Genomic DNA, 21,431 nt, shown 5'->3' with positions numbered 1-21,431 from the left:
TACTTTTCATACAAATGTTTTTATGATATAATATAGTTGAATTGGAGGTGGTGCAATGGGCTACAATGCAAAAATACGTGCTGACGCTATGAAGCTTAATCCAATAGACGATGCACTTTTCATCAAAATGGCAGAAAAACTGGATTTTTGTCAGGAAAAAGTGCCGCCTGGCATCTGGAAAGATTGTGCATATAGAAGTGCAAAAAGCAGATGATGACGACCATCAGAGAAGGGTGCGTTATAATTCATCGCTACTGACAGCCAATATTGTTGATCCAGGAGCAAAATTCCGCGACATCCCTGATGTGATTTCTGTCTTTATTTCCAAGTTTGATGTTTTCAAGCAAGGCAAAGCTATCTATCATGTAGAACGCATTATCAAAGAAACCGGACAAACAGTATATAATGGCACTCAGGAAATTTATATCAATGCAGAAGTCGATGATGCCTCCGATGTTGCCAGACTGATGAAGGTTTTAGTTGACAATAACTATTATGACGATGAATTTCCTGCTACATCGGAACGAAAACGGATATTCAAAACTACCGAAGAAGGGGTGAACGAAATGTGCGAGATAATTGAACGCAACAGGGCGGAAGCACGGGCTATGGGACATGCTGAAGGGCGTGCCGAAGGACGTGCCGAAGGACGTGCCGAGGGACGGCTATCAATACTGACAAAACTGGTAAAACTGAACAAGTTATCTATAAAAGAGGCTGCTGATGAGGCTGACATGACCGAAGCCGATTTTACGAAGCTGGCGTTGCAGTAATACGCTACATGTGACAAAACAGCCCACACTGACAAATAGATTGCCGGTGTGGGCTGTTATTTTTTGCTAATAAAACATGGAACGGAAAGTAGCCTCCATGTAAGCACCTTATCAAACTTCGGAGAGCCAATGGCCAGGAATTTCCCCTCCAGTGGCTTGCCATCAGGATCATGCTGTTCAAACTGTGCCTTGATATTCTCATCCTGCACAATCACATAATCCGCATTGACAATGCCAGGGGTCCGGCACATATTATGCATGTAGTCTCACCACATACATAATAAGGTATGTAAACCAGTTTATCTGTGCACTGCTTTAAATTGGGCAGCACAGCGTAAAGCCCGTAGCCCCTGTTACAACTTCTACAAATCACCCAACAACCTAAAATCCCGTTGTATTTTAGGATAGTCTTCCCAAGGTACATTTATTAATATTTTTTGTCGTTCACCAAATTGCTCTACCGGTGTCCTTATCGAGAAATACACATCAAACTTTGCTTTGGTAATTGTTCGCCTCGCATTTAAGTAACGCCGTTCCTCATCTATTTGCTCCACAAAGCTATTTGTTTGGTTAATAATTTGTTTGTCATATTCATCCTTATCTGCAATGGCTTCCAACAAAAAGGTTTCAATCGCACCTTCAGTTGTAAACGGTATTACCAATAGCAAAATTCTAAATACCACATTTGCACCAATATTACTGATCATATGACAGTCTACCCACCTGTTGCAACACAGATTTGTAAATTCCACCTCATATTTGTCCAGTGCCCTACCAACCGATGCTATGATCTCCGCTTCCGTGCAAGCTTCATCTCTATCAGTTAAAATTACAATATTGTGATACGCATCCTCCTGCCGAGGCGATGTATTAAAATTACGTTCAAGGACAATACCTACAGACGCCTCTATCCGGCTACAGCCTCCCATAGATGCTATAGTCAACTGCTTATTTTCTTTAACAAATAACCTTGACTTTTGACTGTCAAATTTTATTACATTATGCTGTGCTTTCGTATCCTCCCAACAATTTACCTTGCGCATATAATACTGCAACAAAGCAAAGTCTGTAGAACCTTCACACAATATGATACTATTAATCATCGCAAATCCAACCTCAATGTATCAGTGGCATGTATTGCCTCTTCGCCAGCCAATCGCCTGACATAATTAATACCTTCATGCTTATACAATGTATATACATTGATATATTCCTTATACCCGATACGCAATAGCTTATTGATAGCTTCCTCACTATGAGATGTCATGAAAATCTGTACATTCAACCTCAAAGCCGCCTCCGCCATCCAGGCAAAAACCTCATCCATTGCGGATGTATGAATAGCTGTCTCAAATTCATCAACTAACAAAATCCCATCTTTAGCTTGAAGTAAATACGCCGCCAGAATGATAGTCTTTTTCATACCATCACCAAAAGATGATATCGGGATTGCCTCGTTACAATTATCCAACACAAAACCATACTCTACAGGCCGCTCATTAATAATAGTTATATTCTTTATGTTCGCATCAAAAATTTTTAATAAATCCACTAATGACTGATGCATCTCAGCATCTCTTAATATATCTGACAAGGAAAACCTATGCGATACATGAGCTACAGTAGAAAGATACAGCGTTTTAAAAAATACAATCTTTTTTTCAACAATCCGCCTCAAAAGATCACCCTGAAAATCATATATGGTAACTGTATCATTCTGTTTCCCATCTATGCTAGATGTAAGATTCATACATTTTCCGTCTATTATATAGCCACTGTCAGACTCATCTGGAAATATGCCATATTTTTTGTTTATCTGATAAATTTGTTCAGACGAAAATTTTCTTTCTTCAATATCCGCATGCAATTCTATTGAGTGTTCATCTCCACTAGCTTCCATAAATGAATATAATATTTTATATTCCTGAGAGTCTATTGGAAATAGCAATCTAATCCCATCAAATACTTGTGAACTCCTATACCTTGCATTCCAAAATCTGACTCCTGCGTACCATCTATATATATTCTCAGGATCTTCCAATGTCTCTAGCAACTCTAAAATACTGGTTTTCCCGCTATTATTATTGCCTGTCAACACATTTATAACATTCAAATCTCTTAGCTCTATATTTTGTAACCCTTTATACGCTCCAATATTGCAATGCTTAATGTGAATATTTGCAACAGGATTTATTGCGCTTCCCATAGTCATAACAAAATCACCACACTATCCAATTCATTGACAAAGTTTTCTCTAATAATATCCAAACTCATCACTCACTAACACACATACACGAATATTTCCTGTCGCAATTATATCACAATATTCCCATACTTTCCACGGCTCCTCGCTATGCTGCCACCAAATCATCATCTGGATTTTCTCACGCATGGCATTAGCCACTAACGTTACAATTTAGTATAGCATTACACATCTTCTATATACATTTTTTAGCCAATCATGATAATCCTGAATATTATCTTGTACTTTTCATGCAAATGTTTTGTGATATAATATAGTTGAGTTGGAGGTGGTGCAGGTGAACGAAATGTGCGAGATAATTGAACGCAACAGGGCAGAAGCACGGGCTATGGGACATGCTGAAGGACGTGCTGAAGGACGTGCCGAAGGACGTGCTGAAGGACGTGCCGAGGGACGGCTATCAATACTGACAAAACTGGTAAAACTGAACAAGTTATCTATAAAAGAGGCTGCTGATGAGGCTGACATGACCGAGGCTGATTTTAAGAGGCTTGCATTACAATAACTTCACGTGCAGTAAAGCAGCACACACTGACTACTGTTTTGTCAATGTGTGCTGTTATTTTTTTGCAGACAAAATGAATATCTAAAATATACACTTAGCCCTGCTAACTGCAAAATGCTCAGCAGCTGCCAATCAAAACCTTTTTCCCCTCAAAGGCAAAGCCATACTTCCTGATGCGCTCACTGGCAATACCCTTGGCAACTAAAGCTGCGGCGTATTGCTTGTCCTCTATCTGCCGCAGGGCAGAGTGAACTGTTTCCTCCAGGGATTTTTCTCTGCGCGCATTAAACGCTTTAAATTCAATAATAACAGCATTATCTGATGCATTTTTCGGTTCCAGCATAACATCATACCTGCCATAGCCGCTTTCACGATTGGAGCTAATCACATATCTGTCCTTTAAATCTACCATCAGCCCCAGCACAAAACCATGATAAAATCTTTCCGGCTCTTGACGCCTGTTTTTTCCACCTGTATCAAAGCTACTGAAGGTATACAACGCAACACCATTTATATAATCTTCCATAGCATCAATATTATCCTCCAGCAGTGCCCTGATAAACCCATTATAGTCACCTTCGCTATGCCTAAACCACCTGCTCACCATTCTTTCAAACATAATTTTAGTTTCTTTGTTGGTAATCCGCAGCTGGCAGATAAAACGCCCTTCCTCCAGCATTTCAGCCGTGTCCCTGGTGAGATAGCCACTGGCTAAAAGCAGTGACCAGACAGCAATGATGCTGCCGTTTAAATCCCCAAAGACAATCTGGTCCTCCACCTCTGCCTCAAGGCTGCCACCCTGCAGCAGCACCTCAAACTGCGTCTTCAATTCCACCGAGCCGGACTGCAGCAGCTGGCTTACCAAACCATTGCCGCTGCTGTTTGCCCAATAACATTCCAGCCTGCCCTTCCTGTCCAGATAATTGATGATTGACCAGGGATTATATATATCATGGTGTCTGCCAATAGTAAACCCGTCATACCACTGCTTCACAATATCCTTATCCGCCAGCCCGTACTCATCCATGGCAACAAACACTTCCTGCTCCGTAAAGCCAAAGGCATCAGCATAGTCCTCGGACTGCACGGTAACAATCACCAGATGATTTAAATCGGAAAAAATTGATTCCTTTGCCACCCTGGTAATGCCTGTCATCAGGGCACGTTCCAGATTGCGATTTGTCTTGAAGGTAGCATTGAAAAAATGCCGCATAAAGCCTGACAGCTCAGACCAATAGCCCCCGGCAAAGGCCTCATGCATAGGAGTATCATACTCATCCAGCAGAATAATCGCTTTTTTGCCATAATGCTGCTGCAGGCATGTACACAGCAGATTAAGCACCCCTGCGGCAGTAACATTATCCATCCCTTCCTGGATGCGGCGCAAGGCCTGGCGATTATACTCCGAAACCTTTTCACTGGATAGCAAAAATTCAAACTTGGCCGCCGCCTCAGCAAAAATCCGCTTAATCCACTGCATAGTTTCCCCATAATTATCAGCTTTGACCACAGCAAAGCTGATGAAAATCACCGGGTATGTGCCCTGCAGCCTGCGCATATCCTCATCCTGCCAAACCTCAAGACCTCCAAACAATTCCTCACCCATGCCCTGATAGTCCAAGGAAAAAAATGCCTCCATCATGCTCATATTCAAGGTCTTGCCAAAACGCCGTGGCCGCATGATAGCCGTGGTATTGTCCGCACCTTTCCACCAATCGGCAATAAACCTTGTTTTGTCAATATAAAAATAATTGTTTTCCCGTATCTTTACAAAATCCTGCTCGCCAACTGCTATTGCCCTGGTCATGCTGCACCGCCCTTCCTGCAACTGTTTATACATGCCTGCATTGTATACGCTAAATCAACAACACTTCCATTCTAATACCGATTATACTACAAAACAGCCTGCATAGCTAATAATAAAAAACCGCCCCCCGGCAAAGCCGGGGAGCAGCCTTCATTCATATCAAGTCAAATGACCATAACTCAGCCAAGGGCTAAATTATTTTGCCATTGCCTCCTGTACAGCAACTGCAACAGCAACGGACATACCAACCATAGGGTTGTTGCCGGCACCGATGAGGCCCATCATGTCTACATGGGCAGGTACGGAGGAGGAACCAGCGAACTGGGCATCACCATGCATACGGCCGAGAGTATCGGTCATACCATAGGAAGCAGGGCCGGCAGCCATGTTATCCGGATGCAGGGTACGGCCGGTGCCGCCGCCGGAAGCTACGGAGAAGTACTTCTTGCCCTGCTCGATGCGCTCCTTCTTGTAGGTACCAGCTACTGGATGCTGGAAGCGGGTAGGGTTGGTGGAGTTACCGGTAATGGAAATACCAACATCCTCCTTGTGCATGATAGCAACACCCTCTGGCACGGAGTCAGCACCATAGCAGTTTACCTTGGCACGAGGGCCATCGGAGTAAGCTACGCGCTTAACCTCCTCCACCTCGCCGGTCTTGTAGTTGTACTGGGTCTGAACATAGGTAAAGCCGTTGATACGGGAGATAATCTGAGCAGCGTCCTTGCCCAGGCCGTTCAGGATTACGCGGAGAGGCTCCTTGCGAACCTTGTTTGCAGTCTGAGCGATACCGATAGCACCCTCAGCAGCAGCAAAGGACTCGTGGCCAGCCAGGAATGCGAAGCAGGTATTCTCCTCGGAGAGCAGCATTGCAGCCAGGTTGCCGTGACCAAGACCTACCTTGCGGTGGTCAGCAACGGAACCAGGTACGCAGAAAGCCTGCAGGCCTTCGCCGATAGCCTTGGCAGCCTCTACAGCAGTGGTGCAGCCCTTCTTGATAGCGATAGCAGCGCCCAGGGTATAAGCCCACTTTGCGTTCTCGAAGCAGATTGGCTGCAGATCAGTTACGATAGCAGCAGGGTCAAAGCCCTTCTCCTTGCAGATGTCTGCAGCTGCCTCAATAGATGGAATGTCGTATTTCTTACAAACTTCGTTGATACCGTCAATACGGCGCTCATAGCCTTCAAATAATGCCATTTTCTATTTCAGTCCTTCCTATTATCTCAAATTATTCCTTACGAGGATCGATGTAGCGAGCAGCCTCAGCGAAGCGGCCCTTGGTGGAGGTGTTAGCCTTGATTGCCTCATTGGCATCAGTGCCGGCCTTAATAGCCTCCATAGCCTTGCCCAGCTGAACAACTTCATAACCGATTACGCGGTCTTCGCTGTCAATAGCCATCCTAGTAACATAACCCTCTGCCAATTCGAGGTAACGAGGACCCTTGAGCTTGGTGGAATACAGAGTACCAACCTGGCTGCGGAGGCCCTTGCCCAGGTCATCCAGACCTGCGCCTACAGGCAGGCCGTCATCAGAGAATGCAGTCTGGGTACGGCCGTATACAATCTGCAGGAACAGCTCACGCATAGCAGTGTTGATGGCATCGCAAACCAGGTCAGTGTTCAGAGCCTCAAGAATGGTCTTGCCTGGCAGAATCTCAGCAGCCATAGCAGCGGAATGAGTCATGCCGGAGCAGCCGATGGTCTCAACCAGAGCTTCCTCGATGATGCCTTCCTTAACGTTCAGGGTGAGCTTGCAGCCGCCCTGCTGAGGAGCGCACCAGCCGATACCATGAGTCAGGCCGCTGATGTCCTTAATCTCCTTGGACTGAACCCACTTGCCCTCCTCAGGGATTGGGGCAGGACCATGGTTTACTTCTTTTGCAATGCAAGTCATGTCTTCAACATGCTTATCATAATAAATCATTTCGTATTCCTCTCTTCACTAATTTTATAATACACCAGCCCTCAGGACAGGCAGGGAAGAATCCCTGCCCGCCTTGCGGCTATCACCCTGCACAAAACGTAGCAGGGATAATCACTTAACCTTTACCAGGCTCTTGCCGGTCATCTCAGCAGGAATTTCCATGCCTGCCAGAGTCAGCAGAGTCGGTGCAATATCACACAATGCACCATCAGAAGCAATCCAGCCTACACGGTCGGATACCACGATGAATGGAACAGGATTGGTAGTATGAGCTGTAAACGGTGCCCCGGTTTCAGGGTCCACCATCTGGTCAGCGTTGCCGTGGTCAGCAGTGATGCAGACATCGCCGCCCATCTCGCGGATAGCCTCCACGAACCTGCCTACGCAGGTATCCACAGTCTCCACAGCCTTGACAGCTGCCTCGATAACACCGGTATGGCCTACCATGTCACCATTTGCATAGTTCAGGATAATGAAATCATACTTGCCGGACTTGATAGCCTCAACTACCTTGTCAGTTACCTCGATGGCGCTCATCTCAGGCTGCAGGTCATAGGTAGCAACCTTCGGGGATGGAACCAGGATGCGATCCTCGCCCTCATAAGGCTCCTCCACGCCACCGTTGAAGAAGAAGGTAACATGAGCGTACTTCTCGGTCTCTGCAATGCGCAGCTGGGTCATGCCGTTCTGGGCAATAACCTGGCCGAGGGTATTCTCAATAGTCTCCGGCGGATAAGCCACCTCTACATTCAGGCCTTCCTCATACTGGGTCATGGTAGCAAAGGAAAGCTTTGCCTCCTTGCGAGGGAAGCCTGCAAACTCAGTATCAGTAAAGGCATGGGTCAGCTCACGGGCACGGTCAGGACGGAAGTTGAAGAAAATCACGCCGTCACCCTCATTGATGCCCTTGTAATCGCCTACAACTACAGGCACTACGAACTCATCAGTTACCTCGTTGGCATAGGAAGCCTTCACAGCCTCCACAGCATCAGCTGCTGCAACGCCCTCGCCCTTGGCAATGGCGTCATAAGCCTTCTGCACACGCTCCCAGCGGTTGTCACGGTCCATTGCATAATAACGGCCGGACAGGGAAGCAATCGCACCGCAGCCGATCTCGTCAATCTTTGCCTGCAGCTCAGCTACATACTCTGCTGCAGAAGACGGGTCAACATCACGGCCATCCAAAAAGGCATGTACATATACCTTTTCAAAGCCCTGCTGCTTGGCAAACTGCAAAAGGCCGTAGAGATGCTCGCTGTGGCTGTGTACGCCGCCAGGGGAAACCAGGCCCATGAGATGCAGGGCACCGCCATTTGCCTTGGCAGCACCGGCTACGCTCAGGAGAGCCTTGTTCTCGAAGAAATCCCCGTCCTTGATAGCCTTGGTAATACGGGTGAGAGCCTGATAGATAATCCTGCCTGCACCGATATTGGTATGGCCTACCTCGGAGTTGCCCATCTGACCGTCCGGCAGGCCTACGAACTCGCCGGAAGCCTGAATATGGGTATTCGGAAACTGCTGCTTCAGACCATCAATAACAGGAGTCTTCGCAATCTGAATGGCATTATTCGGGTCAGCAGTGTTGCCGTTGCCGTAGCCATCCATGATAATCAATGCTACTGGAGCATTTTTTAACTTTGCCATTAAATATACCTCAATAAAAGAAAACGCAAATCAGCCAGGTGCCCGATGACGGGCACCTGCCGCCTAAATAACAAACCAAAAAGAAAACTCAAATCAGAAACTGATTAGAACTTTACGATTGCGCTGAAATCAGCAGCCTTCAGGGAAGCGCCGCCAACCAATGCACCATCAACATTTGGCTGAGCCATGAGGTCCTTGATGGTAGCTGGCTTTACAGAACCGCCATACTGGATGCGGATTGCATCAGCAGCTTCCTGGTTGAACTTGGCAGCTACAGCCTCGCGGATAGCCTTGCAAACTTCCTCTGCCTGCTCAAAGGTAGCGGTCTTGCCGGTGCCGATAGCCCAGATTGGCTCATAAGCGATAACCAGCTTGGCAACCTCGTCAGCGGAGAAGCCCTCAAGAGCAGCGTTGATCTGAGCAACAACATGGTCGATGTAGTTGCCAGCCTCGCGAATCTCCAGGGACTCACCGCAGCAGATGATAGGAGTGATGCCGGCAGCGAAAGCAGCCTTTGCACGCTTGTTTACGCCCTCATCAGTCTCACCAAAATAATCACGACGCTCGGAATGACCGAGTACGCAATACTCTACGCCAATTTCGTTCAGCATGCCGGTAGAAATCTCGCCGGTGAAAGCTCCCTTTGGCTCCCAATGAACATTCTGAGCACCTACATGGATTTTGGTGCCCTTTGCAGCCTCGGCAACAGCAGCCAGGGCAGTTGCAGTAGGGCAGGCAACAACGTCAACATCCTCAACGTCTGCAACCAATGGAGCAAGCTCCTTGATCAGGGCAACGCCCTCTGCGATAGTGTTGTTCATCTTCCAGTTACCAGCGATAATAGGTCTACGTGCCATAATTAATTTTTCCCCCTATATTTTTATTTATATGTCAAATTACTTATCAGCGATTGCTGCAATGCCTGGCAGAACCTTGCCCTCAAGGAACTCGAGGGTTGCACCGCCGCCAGTGGAAATGTGGGAAATCTGATCAGCAAGGCCGGTCTTCTTCAATGCTGCAATAGAGTCACCGCCACCTACGATAGAAGTAGCACCGTTCTTGGTAGCCTCGGCAACAGCCTTGGCAACAGCCAAAGTACCCTTTGCAAAAGCATCAAACTCGAATACTCCCATAGGACCGTTCCAGATAACAGTCTTGGCACCAGCCAGAGCCTCGCTGTAGAGAGCAGAGGTCTTAGGACCGCTGTCGAGAGCCTCCCAATCCTCTGGAACCTTGTCCACATCCACAATCTGAGTATTTGCATCAGCACCGAACTTGTCAGCAATAGTCAGGTCAACAGGCAGTACAACCTTTACGCCCTTCTCCTTTGCCTTGTCCAGCTGAGCCAATGCCTCCTCAAACTTGTCCTTCTCGCAGAGGGATTTGCCGATAGGCAGGCCCTGGGCTGCATCGAAGGTATGAGCCATACCGCCACCGATGATGATGGTATCAACCTTGTCAATCATGTTGGAAATAACGCCGATCTTGTCAGAAACCTTCGCGCCGCCAATGATAGCAACGAACGGACGCTGAGGAGCCTCCAGAGTCTTGCCGATGAAGTTGATCTCCTTCTCCATCAGGAAGCCTGCTACGGACTCCAGATACTGGGTAATGCCAACATTGGCTGCATGAGCGCGGTGAGAAACACCGAAAGCATCGTTTACAGCAATGTCAGCCAGAGCAGCCAGCTGCTTTGCAAACTCAGGGTCATTCTTCTTTTCTTCCTTGTGATAACGGAGATTCTCAAGAAGCAGGATCTCACCCGGCTTCAAATCAGCAGCAGCCTTCTCTGCCTCCGGACCTACACAATCAGGTGCCCACTTTACATCCTGCTTGAATACTTCGGAAAGCCTCTTGAGAATGTGCTTGGTGGAGAACTTGTCCTCGCGAGCCTCAGATGGACGGCCGATGTGGCAAGCGAGAATAACAGCAGCACCCTGCTCCAGCAGATAGGTCACGGTAGGAACAGTAGCCTGAATACGGGTATCGTTGGTGATGTTCATGTTCTCATCGAAAGGAACATTGTAGTCAACACGGCAGAATACCTTTTTACCCTTCAAATCAACGTCTTTAATGGTTTTCTTGTTCATATTCATGAAAAAATCTTACCTCCGCTCAAATAATGGGGAATACCTTTTCTTTTACAAGAAGAAGAGGCCCGGCCCAAACTGGCTCTCTCCAGAAAGCCAAAGGCCGGACCTCAATGGATCTTTAAGTTATTGAGTTACCGAACTCGGAAAATCAGCCCAACTCAGCGAAGTACTTAATGGTGCGAACCATCTGGCTGGTGTAGGAGTTCTCGTTGTCATACCAGGAAACAACCTGAACCTGAGTCTGGCCGTTGCCGATAGGGCTAACCATAGTCTGGGTAGCATCGAACAGGGAACCGTACTTCATGCCGATGATGTCGCTGGAAACGATCTCATCCTCGTTGTAGCCGAAGGACTCAGTAGCCTGTGCCTTCATAGCTGCATTAACCTCATCAACAGTTACTTCCTTATCTACTACAGCAAAGAGCAAAGTGGTGGAACCGGTAGGGGTAGGAACGCGCTGAGCAGCACCGATCAACTTGCCCTTCAGCTCTGGGATTACCAGGCCGATAGCCTTTGCAGCACCAGTGGAGTTAGGAACGATGTTTACAGCAGCTGCACGGGAACGACGGAGGTCACCCTTGCGCTGTGGGCCGTCCAGAGTCATCTGGTCACCAGTGTAAGCATGGATAGTAGCCATGATACCGGACTTGATAGGAGCCAGATCGTTCAGAGCCTTAGCCATTGGAGCCAGGCAGTTGGTGGTGCAGGAAGCAGCGGAGATAACCTTGTCTTCCTTAGTCAGGTTAGTGTGGTTTACGTTGTAAACGATAGTAGGGAGGTCGTTGCCTGCTGGAGCAGAGATAACAACCTTCTTTGCGCCTGCAGTCAGATGTGCAGAAGCCTTCTCCTTGGAGGTGTAGAAACCGGTGCACTCGAGAACTACGTCTACATCGTGCTTGCCCCAAGGAATCTCTGCAGCGTTTGCGCAAGCATAGATCTTGATCTCCTTGCCGTTTACAGTGATGGAATCCTCGCCTGCAGTTACAGCATCAGCGTACTTGTACTTGCCCTGGGAGGAGTCATACTTCAGCAGATGAGCCAACATCTTCGGGCTGGTGAGGTCGTTGATTGCAACAACTTCGTAACCCTCGGCATCGAACATCTGACGGAATGCCAAACGACCAATACGACCAAAACCATTAATAGCTACTTTAACTGCCATGTTAAAAATACCCCCTATAAACTTAAAAAAGAATTGTCAGGAGACCAGCGTGAGCACAGGAGTCCATCCGCTAATGAGGCATGCTACGGCACACCGACAGAGCTCCATGCTACCTGCCTCGCTCCTCCTTTGATTACTATAATAATACCGTAATTTCGGCCTCATTGTCAATGTAAATTCATAAATTCCAGTAATTATAGGATAATTAATTTGTAACTGTAAGTAATAGAGCAGAATACGATTGAAATAATATTTGCAAAATTCTTTCAGTGTTTTCACATAGGTCAAATCAGCCTGTACCCTATGCCCACATGAGTCTGCAAATACTGCCTGCCACTGCTTTTTGCCAGCTTTTTCCGCAGGGACACCATAAACACCCTCAATGATGCCATATCACTTTCCAGCGCACTGCCCCAGACCTGGCGCAAAAGGTATTTATAGGTCAGCACCTTGCCTGAATTCCGCGCCAGCACAGCCAGCAGCTTGTACTCCATATTGGTCAGGTGAATTTCCTCACCCTTCACCCTGACAAGCTTTGCTGCAAAATCAATCTCCAGCTCCCCATCTACATAACGTTCCCGTTCTGCCGGTTCCACCGGGGCTTTTGCAGCCTTCCGCAGGGCTTTCAGCCGTCTGGTCACTGCCCGTACTCTTGCCAAAAGCTCCTCCACGCTAAAGGGCTTGGTAATGTAGTCATCCGCACCGGCATCCAGCGCCTCCACCTTGTCCCTGTCATCACTTCTGGCACTGACAATAATAATGGGCATCTCAGACCAGCTGCGGATTTTCTTGATTACCTCAACACCATCCATATCCGGCAATCCCAAATCCAGCAGCACAATATCCGGTTGCTTGCTGGTAGATGCCAAGATTGCCTCCCTGGCATTTTCTGCCACATAAAACGGATACCCCTCAGCTTCCAATGTCACCGTTATCAGATTGCGGATGCTTTTGTCATCCTCCACGATTAATATCGCCGGTTTATTCATCACCATGTCCCCTTTCTATACCCATCACAAAAACCGCCATTCTATGCCAATTTCATCAGATACCTTCTAGCCCAGCTCCACCAGCGGCAGGGTAAAGCGGAAAACAGCCCCCTGAGGCGTATTGTCTAGCACTTCTATCCTGCCTCCGTGAGCCTCCACAATCGCCCGGCACAGGGACAGGCCTATGCCCAGCCCCCGGCGGGAATCCGCCCGGTATGCCTTACCTGTCACAAAACTGTCAAAAATAGTTGCCTTCAGCTTATCATCAACCCCGTGGCCTGAGTCGCTTACATCTATCTGCACCCAGTCTTCCTTTTCTACCGCAGAAATCCGTATAGCGCCACCTGCCGGTGTATATTTAACCGCATTGTCCAGGAGATTCATCAGCACCTGAATTATCAGCCTGCTATCCGCCTTTACCATCATGTACTCGTCTGCCAGCTCTACCTTCACTGGATGCGCGGCCAGCCTTTTGCCGCTGTGGCTTATCGCCGCCTGCACAATATCTGACAATACCTCCGGCTCCTGCCGTATCTGCATGGTGCCCCCCTGTATCCTGGTCACCGCCAGCAAGTTTTCCACCATGCTGATGAGCCAGCCTGCATCCTCGGCAATATCCCGGCATACTTCCTGTTTCTTTGCCTCATCCAGCCCGAAGCCATCCTGCTGCAGAAGCTCCGCGTTGCCCATAATGGTAGTCAGGGGCGTCCTGAGGTCGTGAGAAATCCCCCTGAGCAGGCTGCTCCTGAGTTCCTCCTGCCGTGCCTTGACTTCCACATTGCGCCTCTTAGTGCGCTGCCTCTCCTTTTCCAGTGCCATGGCGCAGCTGCTCAAAATAGAAATCAGCATGTTATTCTCAAAGCTTTCCAGCCGGGCATCGTAAAGGCCGACACCTACAACACCCATTACCCTGCTGCCGCTGCGGATTGCCAGATACAAGCACTTGGAGCCCGGCAGGGTACCTGTCCCTGCCCCGGCATGCTTGTTATTGCGCAGTACCCAGGCCGCTACCGCCTGCTCATCACGAGCGGTCAATTCCTCGTAAATGCGCTGCTTCTCCCAAGCCCCATTATCAGTGTCTATCCCCTCCACATATACAGGCTGGAAATTATCCTGAGGATAAATCAGCACCGGCTTGTCAAGAAGGCGGTTGAGCTGCTTTGCCGTAACGCGATAAATCCCTGCTACATCCTCCGCCTGCTGCAAAAGGCTGGCAGTTTCCAGCAAAATCTCCATGCTATATGCCTTGCGTGATGCCAGCTCCGCCTGCCGCTTTACCTTCCGCGTCAAAAAGCCCACCGTAAGCGACACAATAAAAAGCACCGCAAAAGTCACAGGGTAACCGGCATCGTACACTTCAAAAGTATAAAGTGGCTCGCTAAACATAAAATTAAACAAAAGGACACTGCCGACCGAGACAAACAGGCTGTACACCCAGCTGCTTGTCAGCAGGGCTGGTGCCAGCGACATCAGAATGTACAGGAGCAGCACAGATTCCACATTCATGTCCAGGCTGCGCAGCCCCATGCCCAGCCCGGTACACGCCAGCAGGGATGCTGCCACAACGGCCATATCCTTCACCCTTTGACCGAAAAACTCCTGCCTGCCCTTCAGGTGCCTGTCCGGCACATATTCGGTGCTGTTACTGTCAGGTATAACGTAAATATCCAGCCGGGGTACCAGTTCAATCAATCTTTCAGAAAAAGTCCTGCTCCTGGACCAAAAAGGCTTCTTCGTGGTGGAACGCCCCAGCACCACCTTTGACACCTTTGCCTGCTTCACATATTCAGCAATCTGCCATGCCACATCCTCACCGTAGGCAGTTGCCACCTTCGCCCCCAAGGACTGGGCCAGACGGGTATTCTCCGCCAGCCTCGCCTTGTCCTCCGGCAGCATATTGGCATACCCCGGCGGCTCCACAAAAAGTGCCGTAAACCTGCCGTTGAAGGCCGTTGCCAGCCGGGCTGCCGTGCGGATAACATTGGCATTGGTGGGTGACGATGACAAGCCTATCAGGATATGCTCATCTATGGGCACCTGACGGCTGCTTTCCCTGTGGCTTACCCTTTCCGCCATGCGCCTGAGGGCTATTTCCCTGAGGGCAGTCAGGTTTTCCTTGAAAAAAAATCCCTGCATTGCCTGCTCCGGGTTGCGGTAAATCTTGCCTGCCTGCAGCCGTTCCAAAAGCTCCTCCGCCTCAATGTCCACCAGCTCCACCTGGTCAGCCCGGTCAAAAATCTCATCGGGAATGCGCTCCCGGACAATTACCCCCGTAATAGCCGCCACCTTGTCATTGAGGCTCTCAATATGCTGCACGTTGACAGATGTATAGACATTGATACCAGCCCGCAGCAGTTCCTCTATATCCTGCATCCGCTTCTGATGACGGCAAAAGCCTGCATTGGTATGTGCCAGCTCATCCACCAGCACCAGCCGCGGCCTGCGTTCCAGCACCCCGTCCACATCCAGCTCGGAAAGCTCAATGCCGTGATAAATCCCCCTTTTCAGGGGCAGAACTTCCAAGCCATCCAGCAAGGCAGTAGTAGCAGGACGCTGATGAGGCTCAATGTAGCCGCATACCACATCAATCCCCGCCTTTTTCGCCTCATGAGCCGCCTCCAGCATGGCATAAGTCTTGCCAACCCCTGCCGCATAGCCAAAAAATATTTTCAGCCGTCCCCTGCCCGGCTGCCCATCTGCCTGCTCCGCCGCCTTTAGCTGCTGCAAAAAATCCTCCGGCCTTCCCCTGTCCATAGCATCATCTCCTTGCCTTTTCATAAACTCATTATACTACATACGATGCAAGGGCGCAGTATGAGAATAATCCCCATGTTGCACCCTGTCCAAAAAATATTATTTACTTAGCTGTTCATCCAGCATCAGATTTACCTTCAGCACATTGACCCGTGGCTCACCGAATATGCCCAGAAGCCTCCCCGAGGTGCATTTGCCGATAATCTCCCGGACTTCCGCCTGGCTGCGGCCGGTTTCCCGTGCCAGCCTCGGCACCTGATACTCAGCAGCTGCCAGAGAAATCTCCGGGTCCAGCCCGCTGCCGGAAGAAGTCACCAAATCCACAGGAATTGGCGCATCCTTCATCTCCGGGTGAGCCGCCCGGATTTTGGCAACATTTTCCGCCATCATTTTACCGAAATCCTCACCGGCAGGACTGAGATTTGACGGCCCTCCATACAATAATGGGCTGCCGTCCTTGTCCCTCAAGGCATCACCGCTTACATTCATCACCCTGCCCCACAGATGATTTTTTGCCTCAAAGGGCTGTGCCAGATATTCTGAGCCGCATATCCTGCTGCCATCCCCGGCATATATCAGGCTCCCATTAGCCTGCCTGGGAAACAGCATCTGAGTCAGCCCCGTCATAGCCAGGGTATACACGCCTCCCAGCAAAATCGTAAACGCCAGCAGCATGCCAACTGACTGCCGCAAAATTGTCTTTTTCCCTTCCATCGTAAATCCTTCTTTCCAAAATCAGACCCCTGAAAAATCTCACCAGCAGGTGGCCGATCAAACAAATAACCTGATAAAATACCCCGGTCAAATAAATAATCCGAAAAGCATATCCAATAGCTTGATGCACACAAATGGCACGATTATACCGCCTGCGCCATACACCAAAAGATTGTGCCGCAGCATTGATGCCGCCGAGGCTTCCCGATAGGCAACGCCTTTCAGGGCAAGTGGTATCAATGCCACAATGATGAAGGCATTATAAACCACCGCTGACAAAATGGCCGTCTCCGGGCTTTTCAGCCCCATGACATTCAGAGCATTAAGCTGTGGGTAAAGCCCTGCAAACAAAGCAGGTACGATGGCAAAATACTTTGCCAGGTCATTGGCAATGCTAAAAGTAGTCAGGCTGCCCCTGGTCATCAGGAGCTGCTTTCCTATGCGGACAATCTCTATCAGCTTGGTAGGGGACGAATCCAAATCTACCATGTTGCCTGCTTCCTTGGCGGCCTGAGTGCCTGTGTTCATGGCAACCGCCACATCTGCCTGTGCCAGTGCCGGGGCATCATTGGTACCGTCACCTGTCATGGCTACCATGTGCCCCTTTGCCTGATAATCCCTGATCATGGCCAGCTTGGCCTCCGGCGTTGCCTCCGCCAGAAAATCATCCACTCCCGCTTCGGCTGCAATTGCTGCTGCCGTCACCGGATTATCACCGGTAATCATAATCGTCTTGATACCCATTCTGCGCAGGTCAGCAAACTTGTCTTTTACACCGTCCTTGATGATATCCTTCAGGTAGATAACGCCCAAAATACGGGCATCCCTGGCCACTACCAGCGGCGTACCGCCGGCCTTTGCCACCCTGTCCACCGCCTGGCGGCACTCCTCGCTGAACACGCCGCCCTTTTCTTCTATATACCGTTGCAGGGCATCAGCCGCTCCCTTGCGAATCTGCATAGTGCCAATATCAGCACCGCTCATGCGGGTCTGAGCCGCAAAAGGCACAAAGGTCACCTCGTTTTCTGCCAGCTGCCGCTCACGGATGCCGAACTGCTCCTTGGCCAGCTGAACAATGCTGCGCCCCTCAGGGGTTTCATCTGCCAGGGAGGCCAGCTGGGCTGCATCTGCCAGCTCCTCTGCTGTGGCACCATCCACAGGGATAAACTCTGATGCCTGACGATTGCCCAGGGTAATCGTGCCTGTCTTGTCCAAAAGCAGCACATCCACATCACCTGCCGCCTCAATAGCACGGCCGCTCATGGCCAGCACATTGGCCTGATTGAGCCTGCTCATACCGGCAATACCGATAGCTGACAGCAGCGCACCAATGGTAGTAGGTGCCAGGCAGACCAAAAGTGCCGTCAGCTGGGTAACAGAAATCACCTCATGCACATTCAGCTCATTCTGAGCAAACCACTTGTAGCTATAAAGTGACATAGTTACAAGAATAAAGATTATGGACAGGGCCACCAGGAAAATCTGCAAAGCCAGCTCGTTAGGCGTCTTCTTTCTGGCTGCCCCCTCCACCATGGCAATCATCTTATCCAAAAAGCTCTTACCCGGCTCACTGGTTACCTGTATCACCAGCCAGTCGGACAATACCTGCGTACCGCCGGTAACGGCACTCCTGTCACCGCCGCTTTCCCTGATAACAGGGGCTGATTCGCCGGTTACAGCCGACTCATCCACAGAGGCCGCCCCCTGAACTACCTCGCCATCAGCCGGAATCTGCTCCCCTGCCCTGACCAGCACAAAATCCCCGGGGCGGAGGCTGGAAGCTGCCACTACCTCTCCCTCCGCCTGATAATCAGGGGAAATGAGCCTAAAGGCATCCACATCCTTCTTGGCTGAACGCAGGGCATCCGCCTGTGCCTTGCCCCTGCCCTCGGCAATTGCCTCCGCAAAATTGGCAAACAGCACCGTAAACCACAGCAAAACTGCTATGGCCAAGGAAAACCATACAGGTGCATCCTCATAGAACCCCGTTGCACCTGCCACGAAAAGCAAGGTTGTCAGCACCGAGGACATATATACCAAAAACATAACAGGATTTTCCAGCTGCTTGCCGGGAGACAGCTTCTTGAAGGCCTCTGCCACCGCACTGGAAAAAATCTCTTTACTCAAAGAATTATTTTTACGCATCATCAATCACATCACTTTCCCTGCCAAAACCAGCGTATCATACACCATATCTGCCAGCTTTATGCCACAGCTTAATTTATGCATCGCTTACTGCAAAAACTCTGCTATAGGCCCCAGTGACAATGCCGGGAAGAAGCTCAGGGCTCCTACCAGCAGCACAATTGCTATCAAAAGCCCTGCAAACATCACATTATCCGTAGGCAAGGTGCCTTCCGTCACCGCCAGCTTCTTTTTTCCGGCCAGACTGCCTGCAATCGCTACCACCGCTACTATAGGCAAAAATCTGGCAAGCAACATCACAATTCCCAAGGACACATTCAGGAAAACCGTATCAGCGCCGAAGCCTGCAAAGGCGGAGCCGTTGTTGCCGCCGCAGGAGGAATAGGCATACAGAAGCTCCGACAAGCCGTGTGCACCGTGATTATTCATGCTTTCTGCCACCTCCGGCAGCATGGAGGCAATACCGCTGCCGGCCAGAATAGCCACAGGGGTTGCCAGACAGGCCAGCACAGCCATCTTCATCTCATAGGGCTCGATTTTCTTGCCCATAAATTCCGGGGTACGGCCTACCATCAGGCCGGCAATAAACACTGTCAAGATGGCAAAGCACAGCATACCATAAAGGCCGCAGCCCACGCCGCCAAAGACCACCTCGCCCAGCTGCATGTTCAGCATGGTAATCAGGCCGCCTATAGGCGTGTAGCTATCGTGCATGGAGTTGACAGAGCCATTGGAAGCTGCCGTGGTGAACTCCGCCCATGCCGCAGAGGATGCAATGCCAAAGCGGGTTTCCTTGCCTTCCATATTGCCGCCAGGCTGCATGTCCCCGGCTTCCAGCAGCACCGCACCATTTTGCGCCAGCTGGGCAGTACCTGCCTGCTCGCTAAAGCCGATAATGCCCATGCCCAGCACCAGCAGGGCAAACATGGCAGCAAAAATCGTCACTCCCTGCCGCCTGCTGCCTACGGCATTGCCAAAGGAAAAGCACAGTGCCGCCGGTATCAGCAGAATGGAAAGCATTTCCACCAGATTGGAAAAAGGTGTCGGGTTTTCCAGAGGATGAGCCGAGTTAGTGCCAAAGAAGCCGCCGCCATTGGTACCAAGCTGCTTGATAGCAATCTGGCTGGCAGCAGGGCCACCCGGCACAACACCCTTGCTAATTGCCGTACCATACTCCGTCACCACAGTTTCACTAAGGTTATAGGTTGTATAATCCTCAAAATTCTGTACAACCCCCTGGGAGCCAATCAGCAGGGTAACTACCACTGCCAGCGGTACCAGCACATAGCCAACGCTTTTGGTTAAATCCGTCCAGAAATTGCCGATGGTATCATCGTAAGTCCGCACAAAGCCACGGATAAGTGCATACAGCACCGCCATGCCCGTACCGGCAGAAACAAAATTCTGCACCGTCAATCCAAACATCTGGCTGATGTAGCTAAGCTGCAACTCACCGCTGTACGCCTGCCAGTTGGTATTGGTCACAAAGCTGACTGCCGTATTAAATGCCAGGGGCCATTCCAGCCCTGACAATTCCATAGGATTTAGCGGCAATCTCCCCTGCAGCATCAGAAGGGCAAACAACAATGCAAAACCGCAGAAGTTAAACAGCAGCGCACAGCCAAGATACTTTTTCCAGGTCATTTCCTCCCGTTCATTAACACCTGTCAGCCTGTACAAAAACCTTTCCACAGGGCGGATAACCGGCGAAAGCCATACCCATCTCCCCCGCATCACATTATCAATATACTTTCCCAGAGGATAAGCCAGCACCAACAGTAAAATAAGATAACCGGCATATTGCAACATTGCCTGCATCATCCCTCATCTCCCTTCAGCAGAATACCTATCAGCCAGGCCAGCATAATTGCCCAAACTGCAAACCATACATATAGCATTTCCATCGCTCCTTTCGTATAAGCCAATATTAGCACGAAGCAGTTTAAGACGGTGTTAAGGTTCAGCTGTCCATATTAAGATTGTATAAAGATAAGCCGCATAAAACTGCCGCACACTATAATGTGCTCAACATCTAAATCCATACTACTCCTGAATTGTGAAAAATTTCAGTTTGTCGTAGTGCTGGTTTGTTACTTCGTGCATATACTGACGTAATTTGATACTTCGCGGACTCTGTTCAGACATTATTAAAAGGACAGGTAGCGGCAGTACCCATAGAAAACTCGCTCTCGCTCTTAGCACAGCCTCGCGCTTCTAAGCTCCTGCATCGCTTACGCTCGCACTTGCTAAGAAGCGAGGCTGCACTCAAGGTTTTCTTTGGGTACATGCCGCACCTGTCCTTCTTTTTGTCTGAACAGATATGCACATAGTTATCAACTATACTCTGCTGTACGCTACCAAGGTAATCAATCTAACTTTACGAGCAAGCCTGAAATAGGGGGCTAGAAGGCTGGCGAGACCTGATACTGCCAACAACTATGCAAGGCAACCTGCTATTATGAGCAGAGTTGTTTGCACTGTACGTTTATACAGCGGTTGGCAGTTGCAAGTTTCGTCAGCTACTTCGCCCCCCTATTTCAGGCTTATTCGTAAAGCTGTAGGGACACTATGGTAACAAATAATGTATGTGGTTCTGTCATTTTGTTTATATCTGTTCAGACAAAGAAAGGGATGAGTGAGGACAGTACCCATAGAAAA

General features: G+C 49.4%; 18 protein-coding genes. 3 read left to right on the top strand and 15 right to left on the bottom strand.

Translation table 11 applies throughout. The features are described 5' to 3' along the window. The first annotated feature begins 55 nt into the window (after positions 1-55). Together FYJ84_RS14425 and FYJ84_RS02075 are read left to right on the top strand one after the other, a co-directional pair. Entirely contained in the window at positions 56-214 is a 159-nt protein-coding gene (locus FYJ84_RS14425; protein WP_205764053.1) for a hypothetical protein, read from the top strand. Then, entirely contained in the window at positions 186-773 is a 588-nt protein-coding gene (locus FYJ84_RS02075) for an Rpn family recombination-promoting nuclease/putative transposase (protein ID WP_205764052.1), read from the top strand. The genes FYJ84_RS14425 and FYJ84_RS02075 overlap by 29 nt, the downstream gene beginning before the upstream one ends. A 56-nt stretch (positions 774-829) precedes the next feature. Here FYJ84_RS02075 and FYJ84_RS02070 read toward each other — a convergent pair whose 3' ends face one another. From FYJ84_RS02070 to FYJ84_RS02060, 3 genes are all read right to left on the bottom strand, one after another. After that, positions 830-1,033 carry a hypothetical protein gene (locus FYJ84_RS02070; RefSeq protein WP_154405654.1) on the bottom strand — a complete coding sequence of 68 codons (204 nt, stop codon included), beginning with the start codon at positions 1,031-1,033 and terminating at the stop codon, positions 830-832. Between the two features lie 102 nt (positions 1,034-1,135). Then, complete coding sequence (locus FYJ84_RS02065) at positions 1,136-1,876, bottom strand: DUF3226 domain-containing protein (RefSeq protein WP_154405652.1); 741 nt, start codon at positions 1,874-1,876, stop codon at positions 1,136-1,138. Further along, positions 1,873-2,985 carry an AAA family ATPase gene (locus FYJ84_RS02060; RefSeq protein ID WP_154405650.1) on the bottom strand — a complete coding sequence of 371 codons (1,113 nt, stop codon included), beginning with the start codon at positions 2,983-2,985 and terminating at the stop codon, positions 1,873-1,875. Before FYJ84_RS02060 ends, FYJ84_RS02065 begins: the two co-directional genes overlap by 4 nt. A 328-nt stretch (positions 2,986-3,313) precedes the next feature. Between FYJ84_RS02060 and FYJ84_RS02055 the strand changes: the two genes are divergently transcribed. Beyond that, positions 3,314-3,541: a hypothetical protein gene (locus FYJ84_RS02055; protein WP_154405648.1), complete on the top strand. Its 228-nt coding sequence runs from the start codon at positions 3,314-3,316 to the stop codon at positions 3,539-3,541. A 118-nt stretch (positions 3,542-3,659) separates the two neighbouring features. Here the strand turns inward: FYJ84_RS02055 and FYJ84_RS02050 are convergent, their stop codons facing one another. The 12 genes from FYJ84_RS02050 to kdpA form a co-directional block, all read right to left on the bottom strand. Next, positions 3,660-5,381: an AAA family ATPase gene (locus tag FYJ84_RS02050; RefSeq protein ID WP_205764051.1), complete on the bottom strand. Its 1,722-nt coding sequence runs from the start codon at positions 5,379-5,381 to the stop codon at positions 3,660-3,662. A 162-nt stretch (positions 5,382-5,543) separates the two neighbouring features. Continuing rightward, positions 5,544-6,545 (bottom strand): GGGtGRT protein, encoded by a 1,002-nt coding sequence (locus tag FYJ84_RS02045; RefSeq protein ID WP_154405646.1) that lies wholly within the window; start codon positions 6,543-6,545, stop codon positions 5,544-5,546. 31 nt (positions 6,546-6,576) lie between these two features. Continuing rightward, on the bottom strand, positions 6,577-7,272 hold the full coding sequence (locus FYJ84_RS02040) for an iron-sulfur cluster assembly scaffold protein (protein WP_154405644.1): 696 nt from the start codon (positions 7,270-7,272) through the stop codon (positions 6,577-6,579). A gap of 111 nt (positions 7,273-7,383) precedes the next feature. After that, complete coding sequence (gpmI, locus tag FYJ84_RS02035; protein WP_154405642.1) at positions 7,384-8,916, bottom strand: 2,3-bisphosphoglycerate-independent phosphoglycerate mutase; 1,533 nt, start codon at positions 8,914-8,916, stop codon at positions 7,384-7,386. Positions 8,917-9,020: 104 nt separating this feature from the next. Beyond that, positions 9,021-9,773: a triose-phosphate isomerase gene (gene tpiA, locus FYJ84_RS02030; protein ID WP_154405640.1), complete on the bottom strand. Its 753-nt coding sequence runs from the start codon at positions 9,771-9,773 to the stop codon at positions 9,021-9,023. Between the two features lie 39 nt (positions 9,774-9,812). Continuing rightward, the gene (locus FYJ84_RS02025) at positions 9,813-11,006 is read right to left on the bottom strand and encodes a phosphoglycerate kinase (protein ID WP_154405865.1); all 1,194 of its coding nucleotides are present in this window, start codon (positions 11,004-11,006) and stop codon (positions 9,813-9,815) included. 151 nt (positions 11,007-11,157) lie between these two features. Next, positions 11,158-12,171 (bottom strand): type I glyceraldehyde-3-phosphate dehydrogenase, encoded by a 1,014-nt coding sequence (gap, locus tag FYJ84_RS02020; RefSeq protein WP_154405638.1) that lies wholly within the window; start codon positions 12,169-12,171, stop codon positions 11,158-11,160. Positions 12,172-12,455: 284 nt separating this feature from the next. Then, positions 12,456-13,160 (bottom strand): response regulator, encoded by a 705-nt coding sequence (locus tag FYJ84_RS02015; RefSeq protein WP_154405636.1) that lies wholly within the window; start codon positions 13,158-13,160, stop codon positions 12,456-12,458. 66 nt (positions 13,161-13,226) lie between these two features. Then, entirely contained in the window at positions 13,227-15,914 is a 2,688-nt protein-coding gene (locus tag FYJ84_RS02010; RefSeq protein WP_154405634.1) for a sensor histidine kinase, read from the bottom strand. A gap of 99 nt (positions 15,915-16,013) precedes the next feature. Continuing rightward, on the bottom strand, positions 16,014-16,628 hold the full coding sequence (locus FYJ84_RS02005) for a potassium-transporting ATPase subunit C (protein ID WP_154405632.1): 615 nt from the start codon (positions 16,626-16,628) through the stop codon (positions 16,014-16,016). A gap of 87 nt (positions 16,629-16,715) precedes the next feature. After that, complete coding sequence (gene kdpB, locus FYJ84_RS02000; protein WP_154405630.1) at positions 16,716-18,776, bottom strand: potassium-transporting ATPase subunit KdpB; 2,061 nt, start codon at positions 18,774-18,776, stop codon at positions 16,716-16,718. Positions 18,777-18,860: 84 nt separating this feature from the next. Then, positions 18,861-20,594, bottom strand: coding sequence for a potassium-transporting ATPase subunit KdpA (gene kdpA, locus FYJ84_RS01995; RefSeq protein ID WP_154405628.1), 1,734 nt, complete (start codon positions 20,592-20,594; stop codon positions 18,861-18,863). Positions 20,595-21,431 lie beyond the last annotated feature (837 nt).

Source organism: Anaerovibrio slackiae, assembly GCF_009695585.1.
GTDB lineage: Bacteria > Bacillota > Negativicutes > Selenomonadales > Selenomonadaceae > Anaerovibrio > Anaerovibrio slackiae.
This window is presented reverse-complemented; position numbering and strand designations above follow the sequence as displayed.